Genomic DNA, 25,077 nt, shown 5'->3' on the forward strand with positions numbered 1-25,077 from the left:
CTCACGCGGTCAGTGCATCGACCGCTCGGGCGATGCTCTCGGGGTCCCCCGCATCATGGCACGCGGCCTGCCGGACCACCTCGCCGATGACGATCACGGCGGGCGAGCGCGGTGCCAGCTCGGCGAGCAGGCCGAGCACTGCGCCGACCGACGAGACCGTCGTGCGCTGGTCGCGCGACCAGCCCCGCTCGACGATCGCGAGGGGCGTGTCGGCGCGCATCCCGGCGCGCTGCAGCCCGGCGACGAGGTGCGGGAGGGTGTTCACGCCCATCAGCACCACGATCGTCCCGCCCAGCCCGGCCAGATGGCCGAGCTCCTGCTCGCTGAACGGCGCATGGCCCGAGACCACGGTGAAGGCCCTGCTGACCTCGCGATGGGTGACCGGGATCCCGGCGGCGGCGGGCACCGAGATCGCGCTGGTCACTCCGGGGAAGACCGTGGAGCCGACGCCGGCCAGCCGGCACGCGCGCACCTCCTCCGACCCGCGGCCGAACACGAACGGATCGCCGCCCTTCAGGCGCACGACGTCCAGACCCGCGAGGGCCCGCTCGATCATCAGCCGCTCGATCTCGTGCTGCGGCACCGCATGATGACCCGGCGTCTTGCCGACGTCGATCAGCTCGGCGCCGGGCGCCCACTCGGCCAGGCCCTCGTGCGGACCGAGCCGGTCGTAGAGCACCACGTCCGCGTCGCGGAGGGCGCGGCGGGCGGCGAGGGTCATCAGATCCGGATCGCCGGGGCCGCCGCCGACGATGCTGACGTGCCCGACCGGCCGGGTCGGCGCGGGGGCCTCGTCGACGATCCAGGGGCAGAGCTCGGCCGCCGCTGCTCGGAGCGGCGCCGGCCCCTCCACCCACACGATCAGGGCCGGGGGCGCCGGGGTGAGCGCGTCCTCCGCCTCGTGCCGCTCGACGAGTGCGCCGGCGGCTCGGTAGCGGGCGAGCACGCGGCGGGTCCCGGAGGCGGTGCCGATCACGAGCACACGGCGTCCGGCGAGGTCGAGGGAGAGCTGCATCACGAGTCCGATCCGATCCCGGCCGGACCGACGGGGATCCTCGGCCCCGCGACCAGCACGGGTCCGTCCGGTCTCTCGTCCCGGCCGGCGGGCCGGACCTGCCCGCGCTCGCGCACGGTCGCGACGCGCGGATCCGCGGTGTCCGGGGCGTTCACGAAGGAGCGGAAGCGGCGGAGCCGGTCGGGATCGGCGAGGGTCGCCGCCCACTCGTCGACGTAGGTGTCGACGTGCGTGGCCATGGCGGCCTCCAGCTCGGCGGCGATGCCGAGCGAGTCCTCGCAGACCACCTCGCGCACGTGCTCGAGGCCGCCGGGGAGCTCCTCCTGCCAGCGGGCGGTGCGCTGGAGCCGCTCGGCCGTGCGCACGTAGTACATGACGTAGCGGTCGATGTAGCGCACCAGGGTCTCGTCGTCGAGGTCCTGCGCGAGCAGCTGGGCGTGCGCCGGCTGGTAGCCGCCGTTGCCGCCGACGTAGAGGTTCCAGCCGAGGTCGCTCGCGATGACGCCGATGTCCTTCCCCCGCGCCTCGGCGCACTCGCGGGCGCAGCCGCTGACCCCGAGCTTGAACTTGTGCGGCGAGCGGAGACCCCGGTACCGCTCCTCGAGGAAGACCGCCATCCCGACCGCGTCCTGGACTCCGAAGCGGCACCAGGTCGATCCGACGCACGACTTGACCGTGCGCAGCGACTTGCCGTACGCCTGACCCGACTCGAAGCCGGCGTCGACGAGGAGGCGCCAGATCTCGGGCAGCTGCTCGAGGCGGGCGCCGAACATGTCGATCCGCTGCCCGCCGGTGATCTTCGTGTAGAGGCCGTACTGCTCGGCGACCTCGGCGATCACCTTGAGCTTCGCCGGCGTGATCTCGCCCCCGGGGATCCGCGGGACGACGGAGTAGGTGCCGTCCTTCTGCATGTTGGCCAGGGCGCGGTCGTTGGTGTCCTGCAGCGGCGCCTGGCCGCCGTCGAGGATGTAGGCGTTCGTCTGGGTGGCGAGGACGGAGGCGATCACCGGCTTGCACACGTCGCAGCCCAGCCCGGAGCCGAAGCGCTCCATCACCTGCTCGGCCGAGTGCAGCCCGAGGATGCGGACCGACTCGAACAGCTCGCTGCGGCTGAGCGCCACATGCTCGCAGAGGGCGCGGGAGACCTCGACGCCCGCACGGATCAGCTCCGTGTCGAGCAGCTTCTTCACCAGGGGCACGCACGATCCGCACTGGGTGCCCGCGCGGGTGCAGGCCTTGAGCGGCCCCAGCTCGGTGCACCCCTCGCCGATCGCGTGGCGGACCTCGCCGACCGAGACGTTGTTGCACGAGCAGACCTGGGCGTCGTCCGGAAGGTCGCCCGAGGGCGCCTCCGCCCCCGCCGCCGCGAGGTAGGCGCCGGGCTCGGCCGGCAGCTCGCGCCCCAGCAGCGGGCGGAGGGAGGAGTAGGGGCCCGCGTCGCCGACGAACATCCCGCCGAGCAGCGTGCGCGCATCGTCCGAGACGACGACCTTCTGGTAGAGACCGCGGGCCGGATCGGCGTAGACGACCTCGAGCGCTCCCTCCGTGGTGCCGAGGGCGTCGCCGAAGCTGGCGACCTCCACGCCCGAGAGCTTGAGCTTGGTGGCGTCGTCGACCCCCGGGAAGGTCGCGTCGCCGCCGAGGATCCGGTCGGCGACAACCTCCGCCATCGCGTTGGCGGGTGCGACGAGCCCGACGGTGCGGCCGTCGATCGCGGCGACCTCGCCGATGGCCCAGACTCCCGCCCTGCTGGTGCGGCAGGCCTCGTCGACGACCACGCCTCCGCGCGGTGCGACCTCGATCCCGACCGCTCGGGCGAGCTCGTCGCGCGCCGTGATCCCGATGGAGAAGACCACGAGATCGGCGCTGATGCTGCTGCCGTCGGTCAGCGCGACGCCGAGCACCGTCCCCGTCGGCGAGGTGAGGATCGCGGTGGGCCGGTTGCCGAGGTGCAGCGCGATCCCCTGCGCCGAGATGATGCGGCCGAGGGCCTGCCCGGCGCCCTCGTCGAGCTGCGCGCTCATCAGCCAGCGGCCGGAGTGGACGAGGGCGGTGCGCGCACCGAGCCGGTGCGCGCCTCCCGCCGCCTCGAGGCCGAGCAGACCGCCGCCGACCACGACCACGATCGCGGGGCGTCCGCGCCGGGCGCGGAACGCGGCGAGCTCGGCGACGAGCCCGTCCACGTCCTCGAGCGTGCGGTAGACGCGGCCGTGCTCGGCGCCCTCGATCGGCGGGACCGTGGCGGAGGAGCCCGTCGCCAGGACGATCTCGTCGCCCTCGAGGGAGCGGCCGTCCGCGAGCTCGACGCGCAGGCGGTCGGGATCGATCGCGACGACACGGGAGGAGGTGATCAGCCGCGCCGACTCCCACAGAGCGCCGTCGCCCAGAGTCAGGTCGTGCTCGCCGTCGAGGCGCTTCGAGAGTGCGACGCGGTCGTAGGGACGGTGCACCTCCTCGCCGAGGACGGTGATCTCCAGCGCCTGGTCGCCGGCCCGGGCGACGAGCGCGTCGACCAGGCGGTGCGCGGCGGGTCCCGCTCCGACGACGAGCACGCGTCGGGGCCGGGCGGCGGGGTTCGCTCCAGGAGTCATGACGTCCACCGTAGGGACGGCCCGTTTCCCCGCCGTTGCCCCGGTGTAACAGCGTGTGACGCGCGCCTCTCGGCGAGCGCCGCAGGCCGTGAGGGCTTCGTTACGCCCGTGACACCGGAGGCGTGCTCGCACGAAACGTGCGATCCCTACCGTTGCCTCATCGCGTCCGACCGGATGCGGTGGCCCACCCGCAGGAAGAAGGCGTAGCGATGACCCTCCTCGATCGGCTCGCCCCCGCGACCGCCACCACCTGGGTGCCGGTCTGCGCCGTCGGCGACCTCGAGCCGCTCTGGGGCGAGGCCGCCCTGGTCGGCGGTGTGCAGCTCGCCCTGTTCCTCCTGCCCGACGGGCGGGTGCGGGCCGTCTCGAACCTCGACCCCGCGACCGGCGCGGCCGTGCTCTCGCGCGGCATCGTCGGCTCGCGTCTGGTCGACGGGGTGCAGCGGCCCACGATCGCCTCGCCCCTGCACAAGGACGTCTTCGACCTCGAGACCGGCGCCTGCTTCACACGAGCGGAGCTGCACCTCGCCACCTGGCAGGTGCGCGAGAGCGACGGCACGATCGAGGTCGCCCAGCGGACCGCTCTGGTCGCCGCGTCCCACGGGACCTCCGACGACGACGGGAGACGTGCCGTCGCCGCGCTGGTCGAGGCGGTCCGCCGGGCCAACCCGGCGCTGGACGTGCTCGACTCCTTCGTCGACGTGCAGCAGCCCGACGTCCCCGCGACCCTGGGCTCTCTCGAGCCGGGCCGACCGGCGGTGGTCGTGCCGCTGCTGCTCTCGGCCGGCTACCACGTGCACGTCGACCTCGCCGAGGCCGCGGCGGAGGCGGAGCGGCCGGTGCGGGTCTCGGGCGCGCTCGGACCCGATCCCCGCCTGGCGCGCGTGCTCGCCCGCCGGCTCCACGAGGCAGGGCTCGACGACGGCGACCGCGTCGTGCTCGCCGCTGCCGGCTCGAGCGACGCCGGTGCCGTCGCGGACTGCTGGACCACCGGCCGCCTCCTCGCCGCCGAGCTCGGCCGCGAGGTGAGCACCTCGTTCATCTCGGCCGCCGAGCCGCGGATCGCGGAGGCGGTCGCCGCCGAGCGCGCCGCCCACCCCGGCGCGCGCGTCGTGGTCGCCACCTACCTGCTCGCGCCCGGCTACTTCGCCGGCCTGGCCGCCTCCGCGGGGGCCGACCTCGCCTCCGCTCCCCTCCTCACCGCCGTCGATCCGCCCGCCCGCGAGCTGGTCGACATCGTCTCGGAGCTGTTCGGGCGCAACGCCTGACGCCTCCTCCCCGCACCACCACCGCTCCACCTCCCCGTCCCGAGCGCGCCCTCGCGCGCGCCGCCCACCCTCCGGAGGACCACGATGACTGCTGCACCCCCGACCACCGTCCCCACGACCGCCGCCACATCCACCGGCATCATCCGACGGCCGGGCCGCTGGATCGACGGCTGGAACCCCGAGGACCCCGCCCAGTGGGAGGCGGAGGGACGCTCCGTCGCCGCTCGCAATCTGAGGTGGTCGATCTTCGCCGAGTTCCTCGGCTTCGTCGTCTGGCAGCTCTGGTCGGTCGTCGTCGTCTCGCTGCCGGCGGCCGGGTTCGCCTTCGACACCGGGCAGATCTTCTGGCTCATCTCGATGCCGAGCCTCGTCGGCGCCACCCTGCGGATCCCGTACACGTTCATGGTCCCCCGCTTCGGCGGCCGCAACTGGACGATCGTGTCGGCGGGCCTCCTGCTGATCCCGAGCGTCGGACTAGGCATCGCGGTCTCGAATCCGGAGACCCCGTTCGGCGTCATGCTCCTGGTGGCCGCGCTCGCCGGCTTCGGCGGCGGCAACTTCGCCAGCTCGATGGCGAACATCACCTTCTTCTACCCGCACGCGCAGAAGGGCTGGGCTCTGGGGCTCAACGCCGCGGGCGGCAACCTGGGCGCCTCCGTCGCGCAGCTCGTCGTGCCGATCGCGATCACCGTCGGCGCCGCGGCCACGCTGAACCTGCCGATCGCAGGCTTCCTCTGGGTCCCCCTGATCGTCGTGGCGATGATCGGCGCCGCCAAGCGCATGGACAACCTCTCGACCGCGAAGTCCGACGTCGCCGCCTCCCTCGCCGCGCTCCGCGAGCCGCACCTCTGGCTGCTGGCCGTGCTCTACATCGGCACCTTCGGGTCCTTCATCGGATTCGCCGGCGTGTTCCCGAAGCTCATCGCCGACACCTTCCCCGAGTTCTCCGGCTTCGCCGTCGGCTCGGCGACGGTCGGCCTCGCGTTCCTCGGCTCCCTGGTGGGCTCGCTGTCCCGCCCCTCCGGCGGCCGTCTGGCCGACCGCTTCGGCGGAGCGCCTGTCACGGTCCTCGCCTTCGTCGCCATGGGCGCCGGGATCCTCGGCGTGATCGCGACACTGCCGCTCGGCAGCTTCTGGCTCTTCCTCGCCTGCTTCCTCGTGCTCTTCTCGGCGGCCGGTATCGGCAACGGCGCGACCTACCGCATGATCCCCACGGTGTTCGCCCTCCGCGCCCGCCAGCGCGGCGACGACGGCATCGGCGCCCAGCGCACGTCCGCCGCGGCGCTCGGCCTGATCTCGGCGATCGGCGCCTACGGCGGCTTCGTGATCCCCCAGCTGCTCGGCTTCTCCAAGACCGAGTTCGGCGACTACACCACGGCGCTGGGCTGGTTCGTCGGCGCCTACGCGGTGATGCTCGCGATCACGGCCGGCGTCTACCTCCGCCTCGCCGCGAAGACGGGGACCCGGATCTGACGATGAGCGCACCCGCCCCGACCGACTCCCACTGCCCGTACTGCGCCCTGCAGTGCGCGATGACGCTGACACCCGCGGCGGGCCCCGTGCCCCTGGCGGTCGAGGGGAGGGAGTTCCCGACGAACCGGGGCGGGCTCTGCGCCAAGGGCTGGACCTCCGTCGAGCTGCTGGCGAGCGGACAGCGACTGGTCTCCCCGCTGCTGCGCGGCGCCGACGGCGTCCTCGCGGAGGCGTCGTGGGAGGAGGCGCTCGACGCGGTCGCCGCGGCGGTGCGCGGCGTCCGGGCGCGGCACGGCGCCGACGCGGTGGCCGTCTTCGGCGGCGGGGGCCTCACCAATGAGAAGGCCTACCAGCTCGGGAAGTTCGCTCGAATCGCTCTCGGCACCTCCCGGATCGACTACAACGGCCGCTTCTGCATGTCCTCGGCCGCGGCGGCCGGCAACCGCGCCTTCGGCGTCGATCGCGGACTGCCGTTCCCGGTGTCCGACCTCGACGACGCCGACACGATCCTGCTCCTGGGCTCGAACGTCGCCGCGACGATGCCGCCGCTGCTCGCCCACTTCGCCGGTGCCCGCTCGCGGGGCGGCCTGGTGGTCGTCGACCCGCGCCGCTCGGCCACCGCGCGGCTGACGGAGGACGGCGCCGGCACGCATCTGCAGCCCGCTCCCGGGACGGATCTGCCGCTCCTGCTCGGGCTGATCCACCTGGTCTTCGCCGAGGGCCTCGCCGACACCGCCTACCTCGCCGCGCGCACGACCGGCGCCGAGGCGGTGCGCCGCAGCGTCTCGGCGTGGTGGCCGGAGCGCACGTCCGCGGTCACGGGCGTGCCGACCACGCTCCTCCGCTCCCTCGCGCGCCGGCTCGCCGCGGGGCGGTCGTTCGTGCTGACCGGCCGCGGGGTCGAGCAGCACGTCGACGGCACCGACACCGCGACCGCCGCGATCAACCTCGCTCTCGTGCTCGGCCTGGTGGGTCGCGAGGGGTCGGGGTACGGCACGCTCACCGGTCAGGGCAACGGCCAGGGCGGACGCGAGCACGGCCAGAAGGCCGATCAGCTCCCGGGGTACCGCTCCATCCGCGATCCGGAGGCGCGGCGCCACGTCGCCGCCGTCTGGGACGTGACGCCCGAATCGATCCCCGGCCCGGGCCTGCCCGCCACCGCCCTGCTCGCCGAGCTCGGACGCTCCGTGCACTGCCTGCTGGTGCACGGCTCCAACGTGGTCGTCTCGGCTCCGGACGCCGACGCCGTCCGCGCCGGGCTCGAGGCCCTGGACACGCTGGTCGTCTGCGACTTCTTCCTCTCCGAGACCGCCGCGCTGGCCGATGTGGTGCTCCCGGTGCCGCAGTGGGCGGAGGAGGAGGGCACGATGACCTCGCTCGAGGGCCGGGTGCTCCGCCGCCGCCGGGCGATCGACCCGCCGGCAGGAGTGCGCAGCGAGCTCTGGATCATGAGCGAGCTGGCGCGCCGTCTCGACGCCCCCTCGAGCTGGTCGGCGGTCCCCTCGGAGGTGTTCGACGAGCTGGCCCGCGCGTCCGCGGGAGGCGTGGCCGACTACTCCGGCCTCTCGCACGCCCTGCTCGACACCGGGATCGCCGCCCACTGGCCCTACCTCGCGGGCGGCACGGGGACGCCGCGCCTCTTCGCTGAGCGCTTCGGGCACCCCGACGGCCGGGCGCGCCTGGTCGCCGTCATCCCCGCCGTCCCCGTCGTCGTGGACCGCGGCGAGGAGCTGACCCTCGTGACCGGCCGCTACCTCCAGCAGTACCAGTCGGGCACCCAGACCCGGCGGGTCGCGGAGCTCGATGCGGCCCGCCCCGAGGCTCGGCTCGAGATCCACCCGGCGACCGCCTCCCGGCTCGGCGTCCGCGACGGAGCACCTGTGGCGATCGGGAACGCGCGCGGCGTGGTCCGCGCCCGCGCGAGCGTCACCGCGGACATCCGCCACGACACGGTGTTCCTGCCCTTCCACTACGCGGGTGAGCAGTGCGCGAACCTCCTCACCGAGGCCGTCGTGGACCCGGTGTCGTCGATGCCCGAGTTCAAGCGCACGCGGGTCTGGGTCCGCGCGGAAGGGACGGCACATGCCTGAGACACCTCCCGAGCGGATCGTCCTGATCGGCTATGGCCCCGTCGGCTCGCGCTTCGTCGAGGAGCTGCTGCCGGCCGTGCGGGCCGGTCTGGTCGCGCTGACGGTGGTCGGCGCCGAGAGCGACGACCCGTACAACCGTGTCCTGCTCGCGGAGTACGCCGTCGGCCGGGCGACCCGCGAGCGCCTCGACCTCGGCGACCGGACGGCGGCGGAGGCGGCGGGCGTCGTCCTGCGCCTGGGAGCGGCCGTCGTGGGGATCGACCGCGCGCGGAACGTCGTGCGGCTGCACGACGGCGAGCGGCTGCCCTACGACCGCCTCGTCCTGGCCACCGGCGCCCGGGCGAACGTGCCGACCCTCGCCGGGATGGAGCGGTCCCGACGCGAGCGGACGGTGCGCGCCGCCGATCCGGAGTCGCTCGACGCGGGCTCCCGGCCCCTCCCGGAGCGGGTGGTGGCGCTGCGCGACCTGGCCGACGCCCGGGTGGTCCGCGAGTCCGTGCGCTCCGGCGCGCGCCTCGTCGTGCTCGGGGCGGGAGTGCTCGGGATCGAGTTCGCCCTCGCGGCCGCCGAGCAGGGCGCGCAGGTGGTGGTGGTCTTCCACGGCGACATCCCGATGGCCCGCAATCTCGACACGGGCGGGGGCCGGATGCTGGCCGCGGCCGCCCGCGCGGCCGGCGTCGAGATGGTGGCGCACGCCCGGTCCGAGAGCGTCCTGCTCGCGCACGACGACCGCGGCCGTGCGCACTTCCAGGCGCTCGTCTGCGCTGACGGCAAGCAGATCGAGGGGGATCTGCTGGTGCTCTCGTGCGGTGTCGGTGCGCGTGTCGAGCTGGCCGCGGGCGCGGAGCTCGCCGTCTCGACCGGGATCCTGGTCGATGAGCAGCTGCGCAGCTGGAGCGACCCGGACGTCTTCGCGATCGGCGACTGCGCGCACGTCGCCCCCCGCGGCTCGGCCCTGCCCGACGGCCGCGTGCCCGGCGGACCGAGCGGACTGATCGGTCCGGGATGGGAGCAGGCGGACCGGCTCGCAGCGCGGATCCGGGCGGAGGCGGAGGGCCGCTGCGGCGAGGAGCGCGTCCCCGACGCCAGACCGGCGGTCGTGATGCTGAAGGCCGAGGGCGTCGACCTCGTGGCAGGAGGCGACGTGGCCCCGGAGCCGTGGGACCCGCACCGCCCGGGCGAGGAGCACCTCGAGGTGACCCTGTGGGCGGACCCCGCCCGCGGCGGCTACGCCAAGCTCGTGACCGCGGGAGGAGTGCTGCGCGGGTTCGTCTCGGTGGGTCTGCCCCGGGTCGGCGCCGAGCTCAGCCTCCTCTTCGAGCGGGGCTCGGAGCTGCCGGCGGACCGGTCGAGCCTCCTGCGTCTGGACGCCCCGGATGCGGGCGCCGCGGCGACCGGCGATCCGTTCGCCCCCGATGCCACGGTCTGCTGGTGCAACGGCGTGACGGCGGCGGTGATCACCGATGCGGCTGCGGCGGGACACGGGACGGTCGCCTGCGTCGGGCGGGCGACCCGCGCCGGCACGGGCTGCGGCGGCTGCACCGGTCGTATCGCCGAGCTGCTCGCGCGGACGGCGGTCCCCGCCTGATCGCCGCGAGGACCGGGCCTCGCCGCCTCAGCGGTCGAGCGCCTCCGCGAGGCGCCGGGTGACCGCCCGCAGTTCGAGCTCGGCCCCGCGGACGCGCTCGTCGAGAGCCGCCGCGGTGTCGGCGGCCTGCTCGGCGGCCGCCGCACCCGCCGCCTCGGACGAGGCTCGGTCGGCCGCGACCGACGCGCTGAGCTCGTCCAGCGCCTCCCGGAGGCCCGCCGACTCGTCGCGCAGCACGGAGACGTCGCCCTGCACCGCGCTCAGCTCGCCGCGGAGCCCGGCCACCTCGTCGCGCAGGGCCGCCGTCTCGGCGCGCAGCTCCTCCGTGCGCAGCCGCGCCTGCTCGAACCAGGGGGCGACCAGCCGGTGCACCGCGTCGCGGAGCACGACGCCGCCGCGGCCGAGCCGGGTGGGCGCGGAGCCGGGGTCCTGGAGGAAGTCGTGGTCAGTGGTCATCGTCGTGGTCCCGTCCGGAGAAGCGGCGGTGGAGCACGTCCATCGCCCGCAGATCCTTGTTCATGATGTCGGCCTCGAGGGTGGTGTCGGCGAGGCGGTCGGCGAGGCCCGGCCGGGAGCGGCGCTCGAGCGAGGCCTCGATCAGCTCGACGGAGCGCTCGAACGAGAGCGGTCCGCGCGCCGCGGCCCGGCCCCGCCGACCGAGCGCCTCGAGGTCCACCGCCCCGCTCGCCACGTCCCGCATCGCCTCGAGGAGCGCCGGGGCGGAGCGGGTGATCTTGATGCAGTCGACGCCGTCGATGAGGAACTCCGCTACTCCGCTGGCCGCCGTCACGATCGGCACGGCGCCCGCCGCGGCCGCCTCGACCGGCGCGACGCCGAACGCCTCTCCGGCCCAGGTCGGGAAGAGGAACGCGTCGGCGCGGCCGTGCGCGGCGAGCACCTCGGCGTGCGGCGTCGCTCCGTGGAACTCGACCAGGCCGGCCAGGCCCGCCTCGTCCGCCCGGGCGCGCCAGCCGTCCACGTCTCCGTCGCCGTAGAGGTCCACGCGGAAGTCGCGGGTCTCCTCCGCGAGAGACGCCGCCGCCTCCAGCACCAGCCCGACGCCCTTGTGCTCGCCGAGCGACGCGGCGAACGTGAACCGGGTGGTCCCGCCCTCGCGGTAGCGCCGCGGCTCCGCGGTGTCGGGGGGAACGGACACTCCGCGCCCGATCACCTCGACCTCGCCCAGGCTCAGCCCGCCGGCCTCGATCGCGTCGACGAGGGAGCGGCTGACCGCGACGATCTCGCCGCGGTCGAAGTGGTCGGGGGCCTGGGCGCCGTAGACGCGGAGCACGCGCTCGGGCAGCCCGTCGACCAGGGCGTTCGGGATGCGGTCGCCGAGGTTCCACATCCACGGCGCCTCCACCGCCCGCAGCAGGTCGATCATCGCGAGGCCGCCGATCCCGAGCAGGTTGAAGGCCACCACGTGGGTCGGCGCGAAGTCGCGCAGCTCCTCGAGCAGGATGCGGGTGTTCTCGAACCGCGAGACGGCGCTCTCGTGGTGCAGCAGCTGAGCGATCTCGCCGCCGGTCTGCGGCAGCGGGAAGTAGGTGCGCAGGCTCAGCGTGCGGTGCACCTCGACGCCCGAGGGCTCCGGCGGCAGGTAGGTCGGCGTGGTCAGCACGCGCACGGTGTGGCCGCGGGCCGCCATCGCCTCCGCGACGCGCGCACAGGTCATCTCGTATCCGCCGAGCACCTGCGGCGGGTAGAGGTTGCTCACGAACAGCAGGCGCATCAGCGCACCTCCCCTCTCGCGGACGCGTCCGCCGCGATCCGCGCCGTCACCTCGGGCGTGTAGGCCGCGCGGGCCTGGCGGTCGTTGCCGCCGTCCCAGTAGTTGACGAGGTAGAGCCCGGACTGCTGCGTGCGCGGCACGAACGGGAACAGCTGGGCCCGGGGCTCGATCTGCGCGATCCGGTAGCCGGCGTCGACCGCGCGCACGTGCAGCCAGATGTCGTCGGCGTCCGGGGCGATCTCGCGGAACGCCTCCCCGTGCGCGGCGATCTCGCCGAGGAGCGCGGCGGGCAGCAGCTGCCCGGAGACGGAGGTGCCGAAGACGTCGGTCGACGCGCGCGTGTCGGCGACCGGCGTCCAGCTCGTGTACGGAGCCACGGCGCCGTCGACGATCCCCACCCGGTGGGCGCGGTAGCAGAGCACGGTCTCGCGGGGGTAGCGCGAGCGGGCGTCGAGCAGACCCCTCAGCCAGGTGCGCGGGTACACGATGTCGTCGTCGGAGGTGACGAGGTCGCGCTCCCCCGCCCGGCCCGAGAGCAGGTGCGGGTAGTACTTCGTGTGCACGCGGTAGCCGTCGACCAGGCGGATCTCGACGCCGCGGCGGCGGAGGCGGCGCAGCGGCGCGGGCAGGTCGGCGTGCAGGGCCGGGTTGTCGAGCCAGAGCACCAGGCGCGCGGGCCGGGCGTCGCCGCGGGCGATCGACTCGAGCGCCACGTGGACCCGCTGCAGCCGCTCGCCGTGCGTGGTCATCGTCACCACGACCTCGCCCGCCGGATCGACTGCGGAGCGGCGGGAGAATCGGTTGGCCAGGGCGAGCAGCAGCAGCTCGCGCCGGAGCGCGGGCGAGGGGTGGTCGATCGGCCGGGCGGCGATCACGGCGGCGCGGCGCTCCGAGAGGCGCTGAGGGGCGGAGCGGACGACCCGGGCCGCGGAGCGCAGCCGCGTGCGGGGACGGACACGACGGCCCAGCGCCGCGAGGCGCGTGCGGGGCCGGACGCGCCGGCCGACGGCGGCGAGAGCGGGATGCATCGGTCCAGGTTAGCCGGAGGCGCCCGGGCGCCCTGCGCCGGTCAGGGCTCGTCGACGACCGCGAAGGCCCGCACCGGGAAGGTCCCGAAGCCCCGCACCTTCGGCGGCACGGCGGTGAAGCGCGCCCCTGTCGCCGGCAGCCCGCCGAGGCCGGTGAGGTGCTCGACGACGTGCACTCCCGCGGCGAGGAGGGCCGAGTGCGCGGGCCGCGATCCGCCCGACTCCGTGTCGTCGATGTTCACCGAGTCGATGCCGACCAGCACCGCGCCGGCGGCGACGAGCGCCTCCGCCGCCTCGCCGCTGAGGAAGGGGGCGCCCCTGCCGTACCCGGGCGTGGCGAAGTGCGCGTCCCAGCCGGTGCGGAGGAGGACGGCGGCGCCGCGGACGTCGAGTCCCGCGACCGCGTCCGAGCCGATGCCCCGTTCGGTGGCTCCGGTCGCGTCGACCACGACGGTCGGCAGGTCGACCAGCGTCTCGAGCGGGAGAGCGGCGAGATCGGCTCCGCCCTCGTAGCGGTGGAACGGGCTGTCGAGGTACGTGCCCGTGTTCCCGATCATCTCGATGACGTCCATCGCGAACTCGGTGCCGGGTGCGTAGGAGGCGCGGGACGCCTCACGGGTGAGGTGCGGCCGGATGCGCGGAGCGGGCAGGCCCGGGTAGGTCACCAGCCCGTCCGCGACGGTGTGGCTGAGATCGACGAAGCGGCGCGAGGAGGTCATGCGCCCGATCCTGGCAGGGGCCGGATCGGGCGCACCATCGAGATGCCGCCCCGCGGGGCGGCGTTCCCGCCTCTACTTCTTCGGCAGCGCCGCCGACAGGTCCGCGATCAGGTCGGACGAGTCCTCGAGGCCCACCGAGAGGCGCACCAGCGACTCCGAGACCTCCAGCGGCGTGCCCTTCACCGACGCGTGCGTCATCTCGCTCGGGTAGCCGATCAACGACTCGACGCCGCCCAGCGACTCCGCGAGCTGGAACAGCTCGGTCGACTCGGCGAACTTCCGGGCCGCGCGCGGCGTCGCGAGCTCGAGCGAGAGCATCCCGCCGAACCGCGACATCTGGCGCTTCGCCAGCTCGTGGCCGGGGTGCGAGGGCAGGCCCGGGTAGTGCACGGCCGTCACCGCCGGGTGCTCGACGAGGAACTCGGCGACCGCCTGCGCGTTGACGGAGTGGCGCTCCATCCGCACCCCGAGGGTCTTGATGCCGCGGACCGTGAGCCACGCGTCCATCGGGCCCGAGATCGCTCCGACCGCGAACTGCAGGAACGCGATCTTCTCGGCCAGCGGCCCCGAGCGCAGGGCGAGCGCGCCGCCGACGACGTCCGAGTGGCCACCGAGGTACTTCGTGGTCGAGTGCACGACCACGTCGGCACCGAGGGCCAGCGGCTGCTGCAGGGCGGAGGAGGCGAACGTGTTGTCGACGACGACGATCAGGTCGTGCGCGTGGGCCAGGTCGGCGAGCTCGGCGATGTCGCTGATGGTCATCAGCGGGTTCGACGGGGTCTCGACCCAGAGCATCTTCGTCTCGCCGGGGACGATCGCCCGCTGCACCTCGCGGAGGTTCGACATGTCGACGGCCGTGTTGCGCACGCCCCAGGCGCTGTGCACCCGGTCGATCAGGCGGTGGCTGCCGCCGTACGCGTCGTTGCCCAGGACGACGTGGTCGCCGGGCGCGAGGGCGGCGCGCAGCAGGGTGTCCTCGGCCGCGAGGCCGGAGGAGAAGGAGTAGGCGACGTCCGCACCCTCGAGCGAGGCGATGAGCTCCTGGAGCGAGTCGCGCGTCGGGTTCGCCGAGCGGGCGTACTCGTAGCCGCCCCGGAGTCCGCCGATGCCGTCCTGGACGAACGTGGAGGTCATGTAGACGGGCGGCACGACCGCGCCGGTGGTCGGATCGAACTCCTGGCCGGCGTGGATGGCGCGGGTGTCGAAGTGCTGCTTCTTGGGCATGGTGCGGGCTCCCTGGGTCGGAGGTGCGGAGGCGGCGGCCGTCAGGCCGTGGCGTAGGTGAGGAGGTCCTGTCGGGTGATCACCGCGACGGGCTTGCCCTCGTCGGTGACGAGGAGGGCGCTGCGCTCGGTGAGCGCGGCGCGGGCGGCGGTGATGCTCTCGCCGAGCCCGATCAGCGCGAGCGCGTCGCCCACGCAGTCGCCGAGCGGGTCGTTCATCGAGGCGGATCCGGCGAAGACGCGGTCGAGCAGCTCGCGCTCGTCGACGGCTCCGACGACCTCGCCCATCACGACGGGCGGCTCGGCGGTCAGCACCGGCAGCTGCGAGACGCCGTACTCGGTCATGATGCCGATCGCGTCGCGGATCGTGTCGGTCGGGTGAGCGTGCACGAGCGCCGGGAGGTCGGCCTGCCCGCTGGCCGCCCGCGCGCGGAGCACATCTCGGACGGTGCCCTCGTCGCGCATCTCGAGGAAGCCGTAGGAGCGCATCCAGCGGTCGTTGAAGATCTTGCCGAGGTAGCCGCGCCCGCCGTCCGGCAGGAGCACGACGACGACGTCGTCCGGCCCGAGACCGGCGGCGGCCTTGAGCGCGACGGAGACGGCGAGCCCGCTCGATCCGCCGACGAGCAGCCCCTCCTCGCGGGCGAGGCGGCGGGTCATCGCGAACGACTCGGCGTCGCTGGAGGCGATGATCCGGTCGACGACGCTCGGGTCGTACGCGCTCGGCCAGAAGTCCTCGCCGACGCCCTCGGTCAGGTACGGGCGACCCCCGCCGCCGGAGTAGACGGAGCCCTCGGGATCGGCGCCGACGATCTGCACGCGGCCCTCCGACACCTCCTTGAGGTAGCGGCCGACGCCGCTGATGGTGCCGCCCGTGCCGACTCCCGCGACGAAGTGGGTGAGCCGGCCGGCGGTGTCGCGCCAGATCTCGGGGCCCGTGGTCTCGTAGTGGCTGAGCGGTCCGTTGAGGTTCGCGTACTGGTTGGGCTTGAAGGCGCCGGGGATCTCGCGGGCGAGGCGGTCCGAGACGGAGTAGTAGGAGGCGGGGTCCTCCGGAGCGACGGCCGTCGGCGTCACGACGATCTCGGCCCCGTAGGCGGTGAGGACGTTGCGCTTGTCCTCCCCCACCTTGTCCGGCAACACGAACACGCAGCGGTAGCCGCGCTGCTGCGCGACGAGGGCGAGGCCGATGCCGGTGTTGCCGCTGGTCGGCTCCACGATGGTGCCGCCGGGCTTCAGCAGCCCGTCGCGCTCGGCGGCGTCGATGATGCGGGTCGCGATGCGGTCCTTCGACGAGCCGCCGGGGTTCAGGTACTCGACCTTGACCAGCACGGTCGCCTGCACGCCCGCCGCGACCGGGCCCAGCTTCACCAGCGGGGTGTCGCCGATGAGGTCGAGGACCGAATCGGCGTAGGCCATCCCGGTCTCCGGGCGTGCGGGAAGGGCGCGATCCAGGCTCATCCCGCCAGCGTAGCAACCGGCTCCGGGCGTGTGACGGGGGTGGGCGGAGGCACAGGTAGCGGTCTCGGGAGGGGAGTGCCGCCGGTCGCGCCGGTGCCCTATCGTGGGGGTCCGCGAGCGCCGCCGTCGACCCGGAACGGACCCCGAATGACCTCACCGATCGCCGCACCGCCGCGGCGTCCGGCCGACATCCACCTCCTCCGCCTGCTCGGCCCGGCGCTGGTCGCCGGAGTCGCCTACCTCGACCCGGGCAACGTCGCCAGCAACATGACGGCCGGCGCCCGGTTCGGCTACCTCCTGGTCTGGGTGGTGGTGCTCGGCAACCTGATGGCCTGGCTCATCCAGTACCTCTCGGCGAAGCTCGGCCTGATGACCGGCCGCAGCCTCCCCGAGCTGCTCGGCGACCGCCTGCGCGGCCGCTGGGGCCGCCGGGCCTACTGGCTGCAGGCCGAGACCGTCGCGATGGCGACCGACCTGGCCGAGGTGATCGGCGGTGCGATCGCGCTCAACCTGCTCTTCGGACTGCCGCTGCTGGCCGGCGGCGTGGTCACCGGCGCGGTCTCGCTGGTGCTGCTGCTCGTGCAGACGCGGGGCGGGGCGCAGCCGTTCGAGCGGGTGATCACGGCGCTGATGGTGCTGATCGCCATCGGCTTCACGGTCGGCGTGGTCGTCGATCCCCCGGACGCGGGCGCGACCGTCGCCGGTCTCGTGCCGCGCTTCGAGGGCTCGGAGTCGGTGCTGCTCGCCGCCTCGATCCTGGGCGCGACCGTCATGCCCCACGCGATCTACGCCCACTCCGCGCTCGCCCGGGACCGCTTCGGCCACGTCGAGGGCGTCGGCGCGCGCCGGAGGATCCTGGTCGCCACCCGGATCGACGTGACGATCGCCCTCGCCATCGCCGGCACCGTGAACCTCGCGATCCTGCTCCTCGCCGCGCACTCCCTCGCGGGAGTCGCCGGGACCGACAGCCTCGAGGGCGCCCACGCGGCCATCGGAGCGGCGCTCGGCCCGGTGGTCGCGACCCTGTTCGCCGTCGGCCTGCTCGCCTCCGGCCTCGCCTCGACCTCGGTCGGCGCGTACGCGGGGGCCGAGATCATGCACGGTCTGCTCCAGGTGCGGGTGCCGCTCGTCGCCCGTCGTCTGGTCACGCTGATCCCGGCGCTCCTGGTGCTCGCGATCGGCTTCGACCCGACGCGCGCGCTGGTGCTCAGCCAGGTGGTCCTGTCGTTCGGCATCCCCTTCGCGCTCGTGCCGCTCGTGATCCTGACATGCGACCGCCGCCTGATGGGCGACCAGACGAACCGCTGGTTCACCACCCTCGCCGCCGCTCTGGCCGCCGTCTTCCTCATCGTCCTGAACGGCCTGCTGCTCTGGCTCACCTTCGCCCCCTGAGCGGAGCGGCGGCGCGCCGTCCCACTCCTCCGCGGCCTCCTCTCCCGCTGATCGAGCGGCCCGCTCCTCGGGCGCATCGAGATCCCCCTGACCGCGCATTGATCCGATCCGAAGCCTCGCTCGTTATCCTCTGAGAGCGCCTCTCAGGCGCCTGCGCCCGCCCCAGGCGCCTTCCGCCCTCAGAACGAGAGACGCCGCCGTGCCCAAAGACACGATGTCCGCCAAGAACCGCGCCCGACAGGAGAAGCTCGAGGCCTACAAGCGCGAGCAGGACCGCCGCAAGCGCGGCTCCCGCATCTGGATCTGGTCGCTGTCGGCCCTGGCCGTCCTCGCGGTCGGCGGGATCGTCGCGGTCACCGTCTTCGGGAACCAGCAGATCGTCGAGGCGCGCGAGATCGACGGCCTGCAGACCTTCGACAACGACGCCACCCACGTCGCCGGCGCCGTCGACTACCCGCAGACCCCGCCGGCGGGCGGCCCGCACAACGCCGTGTGGATGAACTGCGGCGTCTACGACGAGCCCGTCCCGAACGAGAACGCGGTGCACGACCTCGAGCACGGCGCCGTCTGGGCCACGTACGACCCCGAGCTCCCGCAGAGCGAGGTCGACGCGCTGATCGCCGCGATGCCCGACACCTACTCCGTCGTCTCGCCCTACGAGGGCCTCGAGTCGCCCATCGTGCTGAGCGCCTGGGACGCCCAGGTCGCGATCGACTCGCCCGAGGACCCCCGCATCGACGCCTTCGTCGAGCGCTTCTGGCAGTCCTCGAGCGCTCCGGAGCCCGGCGCCCCCTGCACCGGAGGGATCGATGCGCCCGGCAAGCAGTAGGGGCCGGATCCTCGTCGCCGCGGTCGCCGTGGTCGCGCTCCTCCTCGGGGCGGCCGGCGGCTACCTCTTCGGCGCGCTCGCCCCGTTCGCCTCCGCGGCGACGCCCTCGAGCGCCAGCGCCGAAGCGGGCTTCGCGCGCGACATGCAGGTGCACCACCTGCAGGGCGCCGAGCTGGCGATGATCGCCCGCGAGCGCAGCGCCGACGACGAGGTCCTCACCGTCTCGAAGGACATCCTGCTCACCCAGCAGCAGCAGGCCGGGCAGCTCTTCGGCTGGCTGAACTCGTGGGGCCTGCCGCAGGCCGCTCCAGAGCCCTCGATGACCTGGATGGGCCGGCCGACCCTGGCCGGAGCCGCCGACGAGCACTCGTCGATGGGGATGGGGACCGAGGACGGCGTCGTGCCCGCGAGCATGCCCGGTCTCGCGACACCGGACCAGATCACCGCCCTCAGCAGCGCGTCGGGCCGCGACTTCGACCGGATGTTCCTCGAGCTGATGATCGCCCACCACCGCGGCGCGATCGACATGGCCGAGGCGCTGCTCGCCCGGAGCCGCGTGACGGTCGCCACCGACTTCGCCTCCTCCGTCGTGAAGGCCCAGGAGGCCGAGATCTCGCTGATGGAGCAGATGCTCGAGGACCGGCCGGCGGAGTGACCGCCTCCGGCGCGCACGACAGCGGCTGAGAGTGGTGCGCCTCCCCACCCGGGAGGGGCACGTGCTCTCCGCCGACGTCGTGCACGGGGCCTGGCGACTCAGACGGCGTCGGCTGCGAGTAGCCCCGCGGAGTCCGGCCGCCGATCCGCGGCTCAGCCCTGGAGGGCCGACTCCGTCTGCTGCGCGTAGAGCGAGGCGTAGAGACCGCCGAGGCCGAGCAGCTCGCGGTGGGTGCCCGACTCGACGATCCGGCCGCCCTCGACCACGTGGATGACGTCGGCCGACACGATGGTCGAGAGCCGGTGAGCGATCGCGATGGTGGTGCGGCCGCGGGCGGCGTCGTCGAGCGCGGTCTGGACGATCCGCTCCGAGACGGTGTCGAGGGCGCTGGTCGCCTCGTCGAGGATGAGGACCGCCGGGTCCTTCAACAGGACGCGCGCGATCGCGAGCCGCTGCTTCTCGCCTCCGGAGAGCCGGTAGCCGCGCTCGCCGACCAGCGTGTCGTAGCCGTCGGGGAACGACGTGATCGTCGCGTGGATGTTCGCGGCGCGGGCGGCCGCCTCCAGCTCCTCCTGCGTCGCGTCCGGGCGGGCGTAGCGGAGGTTGTCGCCGATCGTCGCGTGGAAGAGGTAGGTCTCCTGGCTGACGATGCCGATGTGCGAGACGAGCGACTCCTGCCGCAGCTCGCGCACGTCGGTACCGGCGAAGCGCACCGCTCCCCCGGCCACGTCGTAGAGGCGCGGGACGAGATACGAGATGGTGGTCTTGCCCGCGCCGGAGGGACCGACGAAGGCGACGAACTGGCCCGGCTCGATCGCGACCGAGACGTGGTCGAGCGTCGGGCGCGCGTCCTCCGCCTGGTCGGGGTAGCGGAACACGACGTCGTCGAGCTCGACCCGGCCGAGCTCGCCCGAGACCTCGCGTGCATCTGCCCTGTCCGTGATCGCCGGGCGCAGGTCCAGGTACTCGAAGATGCGGGCGAACAGCGCTCCGGCCGTCTGCAGGTCGAGCGCGACGCGCATCAGGCCCAGGAGCGGCCACATCAGGCGCGCCTGCACGGTGGTGAAGGCCACGACGGTCCCGGCGGTGACGGTGGTGCCGCCGAGGATCAGCCAGGCGGCCACGAGGTACACGATCACGGGGATGACCGAGAGGAAGATCTGCACCATCGCGAAGAACCACTGGCCGGACATCTGCTGCCGCACCTGGAGCTCGATCTGGCGGCCGTTCTCGTCGGCGTAGCGCGTCACCTCCGACTCCTGGCGGCCGAAGCTCTTGGCCAGGAGGATGCCCGAGACGCTCAGGGTCTCCTGGGTGATCGCGGTCATCTCGGACAGCGACTCCTGCGTCTTCGTCGCGATGCGCGCCCTCACCTGGCCGACGCGGCGCTGGGCCACGACGAGCACCGGAGTGAGGACGAGGGCGACGATCGTCATCTGCCACGAGAGCAGGAGCATCGCGACGACGGCCGCGATCACGGTGACGGTGTTGCCGAGGACGCTCGAGACGGTGTTCGTGAGCACGTTGGCCACGCCGCCCACGTCGTTGGCGAGGCGCGACTGGATGACGCCGGTGCGGGTGCGGGTGAAGAAGCCGAGCTCCATCGCCTGCAGGTGGCGGAAGAGGCGGATGCGCAGCTCCCCCATGACCGTGTTGCCGACGGTCGCGGTGAGGTAGGTCTGCCAGACGCCGAGGATCGCCGAGAACGCCCAGACCAGCACCATGACGCCGACCAGCTCGAGCAGCACCGGGAGGTTCGGGCGTCCGCCTGGCGGGAAGAGCCCGCGGTCGAAGGCCAGCTGAGTGAGGAGCGGGGGCACCACCGTGAGGGCGGCGCCGACGAGCACGAGGATCACGGTGAGCGTGAGCTTGGGGCGGTGGTCGCGGAAGAGTCCCGCGATGCGCCGGAGCAGGTCGTCGACCTTCGGAGCCGCCGCGTTGATCTCCCGCTGGCTGTCCGGATCGCTGCTCGAGATCCTCCCGCCGCGCGCCCCTCCGCGCATCCCGCCGCCTGCCGCGACGTCACCCATCCTGCTCACGGCTCGACCCTAGCCCCGCCCGCCTCCGGACCCCCGCCCTTCCGCCCACGGCGAAGTCGTGCAATCCCGCGCCGCGCCGACGCGCCGTCCCGCACCCGATGCCCGTGCCGGGTACCTCCCCGGTGCCCGATCTCGACACCCCGCTCCACCGCTACTCGACCACCATGCGGTCCGCGGGTCGTCAGCCCTTGGTGGCGCCGGCGAGGAGGCCGCGGACGAAGAACCTCTGGAGGGAGAAGAACACGATGAGCGGCACGATGATCGAGATGAACGCGCCGGCCGTGAGCAGCTCCCACGATTGGCCGTAGGAGCCGGTGAGGTCCTGCAGCGCCTTCGTGATCGGCAGCCCTTGTCCGGAGGTGAAGACCGTCGCGACCAGCAGGTCGTTCCAGACCCAGAGGAACTGGAAGATGCCGAAGGAGGCGATGGCGGGGACCGAGAGCGGGAGCACGATGCGGAAGAAGATCTGGCCGTGTCCGGCGCCGTCCACTCGTGCCGCTTCGATGACCTCGCCGGGGATCTCGGAGATGAAGTTGTGGAGCATGAAGATCGCGAGCGGGAGCGCGAAGATCGTGTGCGCGATCCACACCTTCGCGTAGGAGCCGTCCAACCCGTTCACCCCGAGGCCGGGGAGGATGTAGAGCCCTCCGATGCGCAGGCCGTCCGAGAACAGCTGCAGCAGCGGCACGAGCGCCATCTGGATGGGGACGATCTGGAGTGAGAACACGAGGACGAAGAGCGTGTTGCGGCCCTTGAAGTCGATCCAGGCGAACGCGTAGGCGGCGAGGCTGGCGATCGTGATCGGGATCAGCGCCGCCGGCAGCGTGATGACCAGCGAGTTCACGAACGCCTTGCCCAGGGTCAGGCTGTCGCCCGAGTTGAGCGCGTTCGCGTAGTTGTCGAGGGTGAAACCGGGGTTGGCGAAGATCGTCCACCAGCCGGTCGTCTTGATGTCGTTCGCGGGGCGGAACGACGAGATGAACAGGCCGAGGGTGGGGACGGTCCAGATGACGGCGATGATCAGCGCGGCGAGAGTGGCGCCGCGCGATGTCGTCGCCTTCTTGACCTTGCCGCTGGCCGCCTCGATCCTGGACTCGCCGCGGGCGAGCGCGCGCTCGGTGCTGCGGTCGACCGGAACCTGGATCGGAGTGGGCGTGACGCTCATCGGATCTCCCTCTGCTTGGCGAGCTGGCGGGCGTTGTAGACGACGATCGGGAGCACGAGCAGGAACAGGATGACCGCGAGGGCCGCGCTGTAGCCGCTGCGGGCGCCGAGCTGGAACTGGCGGACCATCTCGAACGCGAGGACCGTGGTGTCGGAGCGGCCACCGGTCATCGCCGAGACGATGTCGAAGACCTTCAGCGACGCGATCGAGATCGTCGTGAGGACGACCACGATCGAGGAGCGGATGCCGGGGACGGTGACGTTCCAGAAGGACTGCCACGCGCTGGTTCCGTCGAGCGAGGCCGCTTCGAGCTGCTCGGAGGGGACGCCCTTGATGGCGGCGGAGAGCACCGTCATGGCGAATCCGGCCTGGGTCCAGATGAGGACGACGACGAGGAACAGCGTGTTCCACGGCTCGAGTCCCAGCCAGTCGACCGGCGGGGCGCCGAAGGCGGTGAGGATGCCGTTGAGGAGGCCGATCTGCTCGCCCTGGCGCACGTCGTAGAAGAACTTGAAGATGATCGACGCGCCGACGAACGAGATCGCCATCGGCATGAAGACCAGCAGCTTGAAGAACTTCTCGCCGCGGCTCTTGTCGATGAAGACCGCGTAGGCGAGACCGATCGCGGTCGCCGTGATCGGGGCCAGGAGCACCCAGACCACCGTGTTGAGGAAGGCGGTGATGCCGTCGGGGCTGGTGAAGACCCAGACGAAGTTGTCGATGCCGGCGAATCCGGAGCCGTCGTTCTTCATGAACGCGTTGATGGCCGTCGTGATCGTCGGGTAGATCAGGCCGATGAGGATGAAGAAGGCGGCCGGTGCCATGAACGCGATGAGCTGGAGTCCGTAGCCCGCGCCTTTGCGGGACCGGAAGTCGAGCAGGAACAGCGCGCCGCCGATGACGGCGGCCACCACCGCGACCCAGAGGACGGAGTTGTAGAGGCCGAAGACCAGCAGGAGGACGACCGGCAGGACGACCGTCACCGCGAGCCGGAGGACCGTGTAGCCGGTGCCGCGGCGGGGCGCGATCTCGACGAAGAAGAGGATGAGCGCCACCACGGCCGCGAAGGCCAGGAGGATGAGCGGGATCTGCGCGAGCGGCGGGATTCCCGCCAGCCATTGGAAGAACCCCGAGATGGTGATGGGGGACATGGACGCCCTTTCGAGTGCGACTCTGGACTCAGGAGGGGCCCGGCCCCGGGATCCGTGGATTCGGGGGCCGGGCCGTCACAGCTGAGCCGCCACTCGGGAGCGGCGGCTCTGCTCCGCTGCTAGGAGGTGTAGCCGGCCTGGATCTCCTCGAGCGCCTGGTCGGTGCTCGTGCCGTCGATCCAGTCGACCATGCCCTTGAAGAAGCTGTCCGAGCCCACTGCCTTCGGCATGAGGTCGGACGCGTCGAAGCGGAACGTGGTGTCCGGGTTCTGGAGGATCGCGATGGAGTCCTTCAGGACGTCGCTGCCCGCGTTGGCCGGGTCGAGACCGGTGTTCGCGGAGATGACGCCGCCGAGGGAGACGCGGCTGTTGGCCCAGTCGGCGCTGGCCAGGTACTCCTGGACCTTCGCGGTGTCCTCGTCGTTCGAGAACGCGGCGACCATCTCGCCACCACCGGTGACGGCCTGGGCGTCGTCGGCCTTGACCGGCGGGGTGAGGAAGGCCCACACGTCGCCGTCCTCGGCCACGTTGGCGCCGGCCGAGGTCAGGAAGCCCTCGAAGAACGAGGCCTGGTGGGTCAGCGCGCAGGTGCCGTTCGCCATGTTCTGGGCGACGTCGCCGAAGGCGGTGGAGTTGATCGACTTCACGTCGCCGTAGCCGGCGTTGACGAGGGTCGGGTCGAGGAGGATCGATCCGACGGAGTCGAACGCGGACTTGATGGCCGGGTCGGTGAAGGGGGTGTCGCCCGCGACCCAGGAGTCGTAGACGTCGGGGCCGGCCTCGCGGAGGACGGCGTCCTCGATCCAGTCGGTTCCGGGCCAGCCGGAGGCCTCACCGGAGTTGAAGCCCGCGCACCAGGACGGTCCGCCGGTCTTCTCGGCGATCGTCTTGCCGAGCGCCTCCATCTCGTCCCACGTCGTGGGAACGGAGACGCCCCACTCCTTGAACTTGGCCGGGGAGTACCAGATGTAGCCCTTGACCGACGCCATCAGCGGCGCGCCGTACTGGGTGCCGTCGACCTGGCCGTACTTCTGCCAGTCCTCGGACCAGTTCTGCTTGACGTTGGCGAGGGCGCCCTCGGGGAGCTCCTGCACCTTGCCGGAGGCGACGGTGTCGGCGAGCAGACCCGGCTGCGGGAAGATCGCGAGGTCGGGGGTGTCGCCACCCTGGACCTTGATGCCGATCTGCTTCTCGAACTCCTTGTCGCCCGTGTACTTGATCTCGATGCCGCTCTCCTTCTCCCAGTCCGCCCAGGACTGCTCGAGAAGGGTGGCCTCGTCGCCGTTGATGGTGCCGTAGACGTTGACGACGCCGTCGGCGGTGCCGACCGTGCCGGCCGAGCTGCCGCCGCCGGCGTTCGGGTCGTTGGGGTCACTGCTGCTGGAGCAGCCCGCGAGTGCGATGCCGGCCGCTGCCAGAACGGCGACCGGGACGGTGATACGGCGGTGCAGGGATGACCGCATTCTTCCTCCTCATTGAGTGGTGGAACCAGCCGAGCAGGCCGCTCCTCGCCGATCGGGATCGGGAGGCTGTGGCGGCTCGAAGCGTGTGCCGCGACGACTCGGATGCTGGTGATGGCGATGCCAGGAGGAACTCCGAGCGGATCACCGGATTCGTGTGGGTGGGCTCCCACGGAGGGAAACCTTTCCACAAGAACG

General features: G+C 72.8%; 19 protein-coding genes. 7 read left to right on the top strand and 12 right to left on the bottom strand.

Features of this window, described 5'->3' with window-relative positions; all coding sequences use genetic code 11:
• Position 1 precedes the first annotated feature (1 nt).
• Both cobA and nirB read right to left on the bottom strand, forming a co-directional pair.
• Positions 2-1,015 (bottom strand): uroporphyrinogen-III C-methyltransferase, encoded by a 1,014-nt coding sequence (gene cobA / locus C5C50_RS10700; protein WP_104273433.1) that lies wholly within the window; start codon positions 1,013-1,015, stop codon positions 2-4.
• A complete protein-coding gene (gene nirB / locus C5C50_RS10705; RefSeq protein WP_104273434.1) occupies positions 1,015-3,606 on the bottom strand; it encodes a nitrite reductase large subunit NirB in 2,592 nt (863 codons plus the stop codon). The genes cobA and nirB overlap by 1 nt, the downstream gene beginning before the upstream one ends.
• 209 nt (positions 3,607-3,815) lie before the next feature.
• On the opposite strand from nirB, the gene nirD reads away from it, so the two are divergent.
• The 4 genes from nirD to C5C50_RS10725 all read left to right on the top strand — a co-directional run bounded on the left by nirD (position 3,816) and on the right by C5C50_RS10725 (position 10,025).
• Positions 3,816-4,874: a nitrite reductase small subunit NirD gene (gene nirD, locus C5C50_RS17435; protein WP_104224353.1), complete on the top strand. Its 1,059-nt coding sequence runs from the start codon at positions 3,816-3,818 to the stop codon at positions 4,872-4,874.
• 84 nt (positions 4,875-4,958) lie between these two features.
• Positions 4,959-6,347, top strand: a complete 1,389-nt coding sequence (locus C5C50_RS10715; RefSeq protein WP_104224352.1) for an MFS transporter — start codon at positions 4,959-4,961, stop codon at positions 6,345-6,347.
• A 2-nt stretch (positions 6,348-6,349) separates the two neighbouring features.
• Positions 6,350-8,437 carry a molybdopterin oxidoreductase family protein gene (locus tag C5C50_RS10720; protein ID WP_104273426.1) on the top strand — a complete coding sequence of 696 codons (2,088 nt, stop codon included), beginning with the start codon at positions 6,350-6,352 and terminating at the stop codon, positions 8,435-8,437.
• The gene (locus C5C50_RS10725; RefSeq protein WP_104227174.1) at positions 8,430-10,025 is read left to right on the top strand and encodes an NAD(P)/FAD-dependent oxidoreductase; all 1,596 of its coding nucleotides are present in this window, start codon (positions 8,430-8,432) and stop codon (positions 10,023-10,025) included. The genes C5C50_RS10720 and C5C50_RS10725 overlap by 8 nt, the downstream gene beginning before the upstream one ends.
• Positions 10,026-10,052: 27 nt before the next feature.
• On the opposite strand, the gene C5C50_RS10730 is transcribed toward C5C50_RS10725, so the two are convergent.
• The 6 genes from C5C50_RS10730 to C5C50_RS10755 all read right to left on the bottom strand — a co-directional run bounded on the left by C5C50_RS10730 (position 10,053) and on the right by C5C50_RS10755 (position 16,146).
• Positions 10,053-10,481 carry a hypothetical protein gene (locus C5C50_RS10730; protein ID WP_104247711.1) on the bottom strand — a complete coding sequence of 143 codons (429 nt, stop codon included), beginning with the start codon at positions 10,479-10,481 and terminating at the stop codon, positions 10,053-10,055.
• The gene (locus C5C50_RS10735; protein ID WP_104273427.1) at positions 10,471-11,757 is read right to left on the bottom strand and encodes a glycosyltransferase; all 1,287 of its coding nucleotides are present in this window, start codon (positions 11,755-11,757) and stop codon (positions 10,471-10,473) included. Before C5C50_RS10735 ends, C5C50_RS10730 begins: the two co-directional genes overlap by 11 nt.
• Entirely contained in the window at positions 11,757-12,785 is a 1,029-nt protein-coding gene (locus C5C50_RS10740) for a glycosyltransferase (protein WP_104273428.1), read from the bottom strand. The genes C5C50_RS10735 and C5C50_RS10740 overlap by 1 nt, the downstream gene beginning before the upstream one ends.
• 41 nt (positions 12,786-12,826) lie before the next feature.
• Complete coding sequence (locus tag C5C50_RS10745; RefSeq protein WP_104261750.1) at positions 12,827-13,504, bottom strand: cyclase family protein; 678 nt, start codon at positions 13,502-13,504, stop codon at positions 12,827-12,829.
• Positions 13,505-13,576: 72 nt separating this feature from the next.
• Positions 13,577-14,728 (bottom strand): cystathionine gamma-synthase, encoded by a 1,152-nt coding sequence (locus C5C50_RS10750; RefSeq protein WP_104224345.1) that lies wholly within the window; start codon positions 14,726-14,728, stop codon positions 13,577-13,579.
• Positions 14,729-14,769: 41 nt separating this feature from the next.
• Positions 14,770-16,146 (bottom strand): cystathionine beta-synthase, encoded by a 1,377-nt coding sequence (locus C5C50_RS10755; protein ID WP_104227178.1) that lies wholly within the window; start codon positions 16,144-16,146, stop codon positions 14,770-14,772.
• A 189-nt stretch (positions 16,147-16,335) separates the two neighbouring features.
• Between C5C50_RS10755 and C5C50_RS10760 the strand changes: the two genes are divergently transcribed.
• From C5C50_RS10760 to C5C50_RS10770, 3 genes are all read left to right on the top strand, one after another.
• Positions 16,336-17,580, top strand: coding sequence for an Nramp family divalent metal transporter (locus tag C5C50_RS10760; protein WP_104273429.1), 1,245 nt, complete (start codon positions 16,336-16,338; stop codon positions 17,578-17,580).
• Between the two features lie 199 nt (positions 17,581-17,779).
• Complete coding sequence (locus tag C5C50_RS10765) at positions 17,780-18,409, top strand: DUF3105 domain-containing protein (protein WP_244230507.1); 630 nt, start codon at positions 17,780-17,782, stop codon at positions 18,407-18,409.
• Positions 18,390-19,064 carry a DUF305 domain-containing protein gene (locus C5C50_RS10770; protein ID WP_104224341.1) on the top strand — a complete coding sequence of 225 codons (675 nt, stop codon included), beginning with the start codon at positions 18,390-18,392 and terminating at the stop codon, positions 19,062-19,064. Before C5C50_RS10765 ends, C5C50_RS10770 begins: the two co-directional genes overlap by 20 nt.
• A gap of 152 nt (positions 19,065-19,216) precedes the next feature.
• On the opposite strand, the gene C5C50_RS10775 is transcribed toward C5C50_RS10770, so the two are convergent.
• The 4 genes from C5C50_RS10775 to C5C50_RS10790 all read right to left on the bottom strand — a co-directional run bounded on the left by C5C50_RS10775 (position 19,217) and on the right by C5C50_RS10790 (position 24,882).
• Positions 19,217-21,094: an ABC transporter ATP-binding protein gene (locus tag C5C50_RS10775; protein ID WP_104247708.1), complete on the bottom strand. Its 1,878-nt coding sequence runs from the start codon at positions 21,092-21,094 to the stop codon at positions 19,217-19,219.
• A gap of 190 nt (positions 21,095-21,284) precedes the next feature.
• Positions 21,285-22,268 carry a carbohydrate ABC transporter permease gene (locus C5C50_RS10780; RefSeq protein WP_104224339.1) on the bottom strand — a complete coding sequence of 328 codons (984 nt, stop codon included), beginning with the start codon at positions 22,266-22,268 and terminating at the stop codon, positions 21,285-21,287.
• Entirely contained in the window at positions 22,265-23,419 is a 1,155-nt protein-coding gene (locus C5C50_RS10785; RefSeq protein WP_181027270.1) for a carbohydrate ABC transporter permease, read from the bottom strand. Before C5C50_RS10785 ends, C5C50_RS10780 begins: the two co-directional genes overlap by 4 nt.
• 119 nt (positions 23,420-23,538) lie before the next feature.
• Positions 23,539-24,882 (bottom strand): ABC transporter substrate-binding protein, encoded by a 1,344-nt coding sequence (locus C5C50_RS10790; RefSeq protein WP_104227181.1) that lies wholly within the window; start codon positions 24,880-24,882, stop codon positions 23,539-23,541.
• Positions 24,883-25,077 lie beyond the last annotated feature (195 nt).

Origin of the sequence: Rathayibacter sp. AY1D9, from assembly GCF_002932395.1 — a bacterium.
Classification (GTDB): domain Bacteria; phylum Actinomycetota; class Actinomycetes; order Actinomycetales; family Microbacteriaceae; genus Rathayibacter.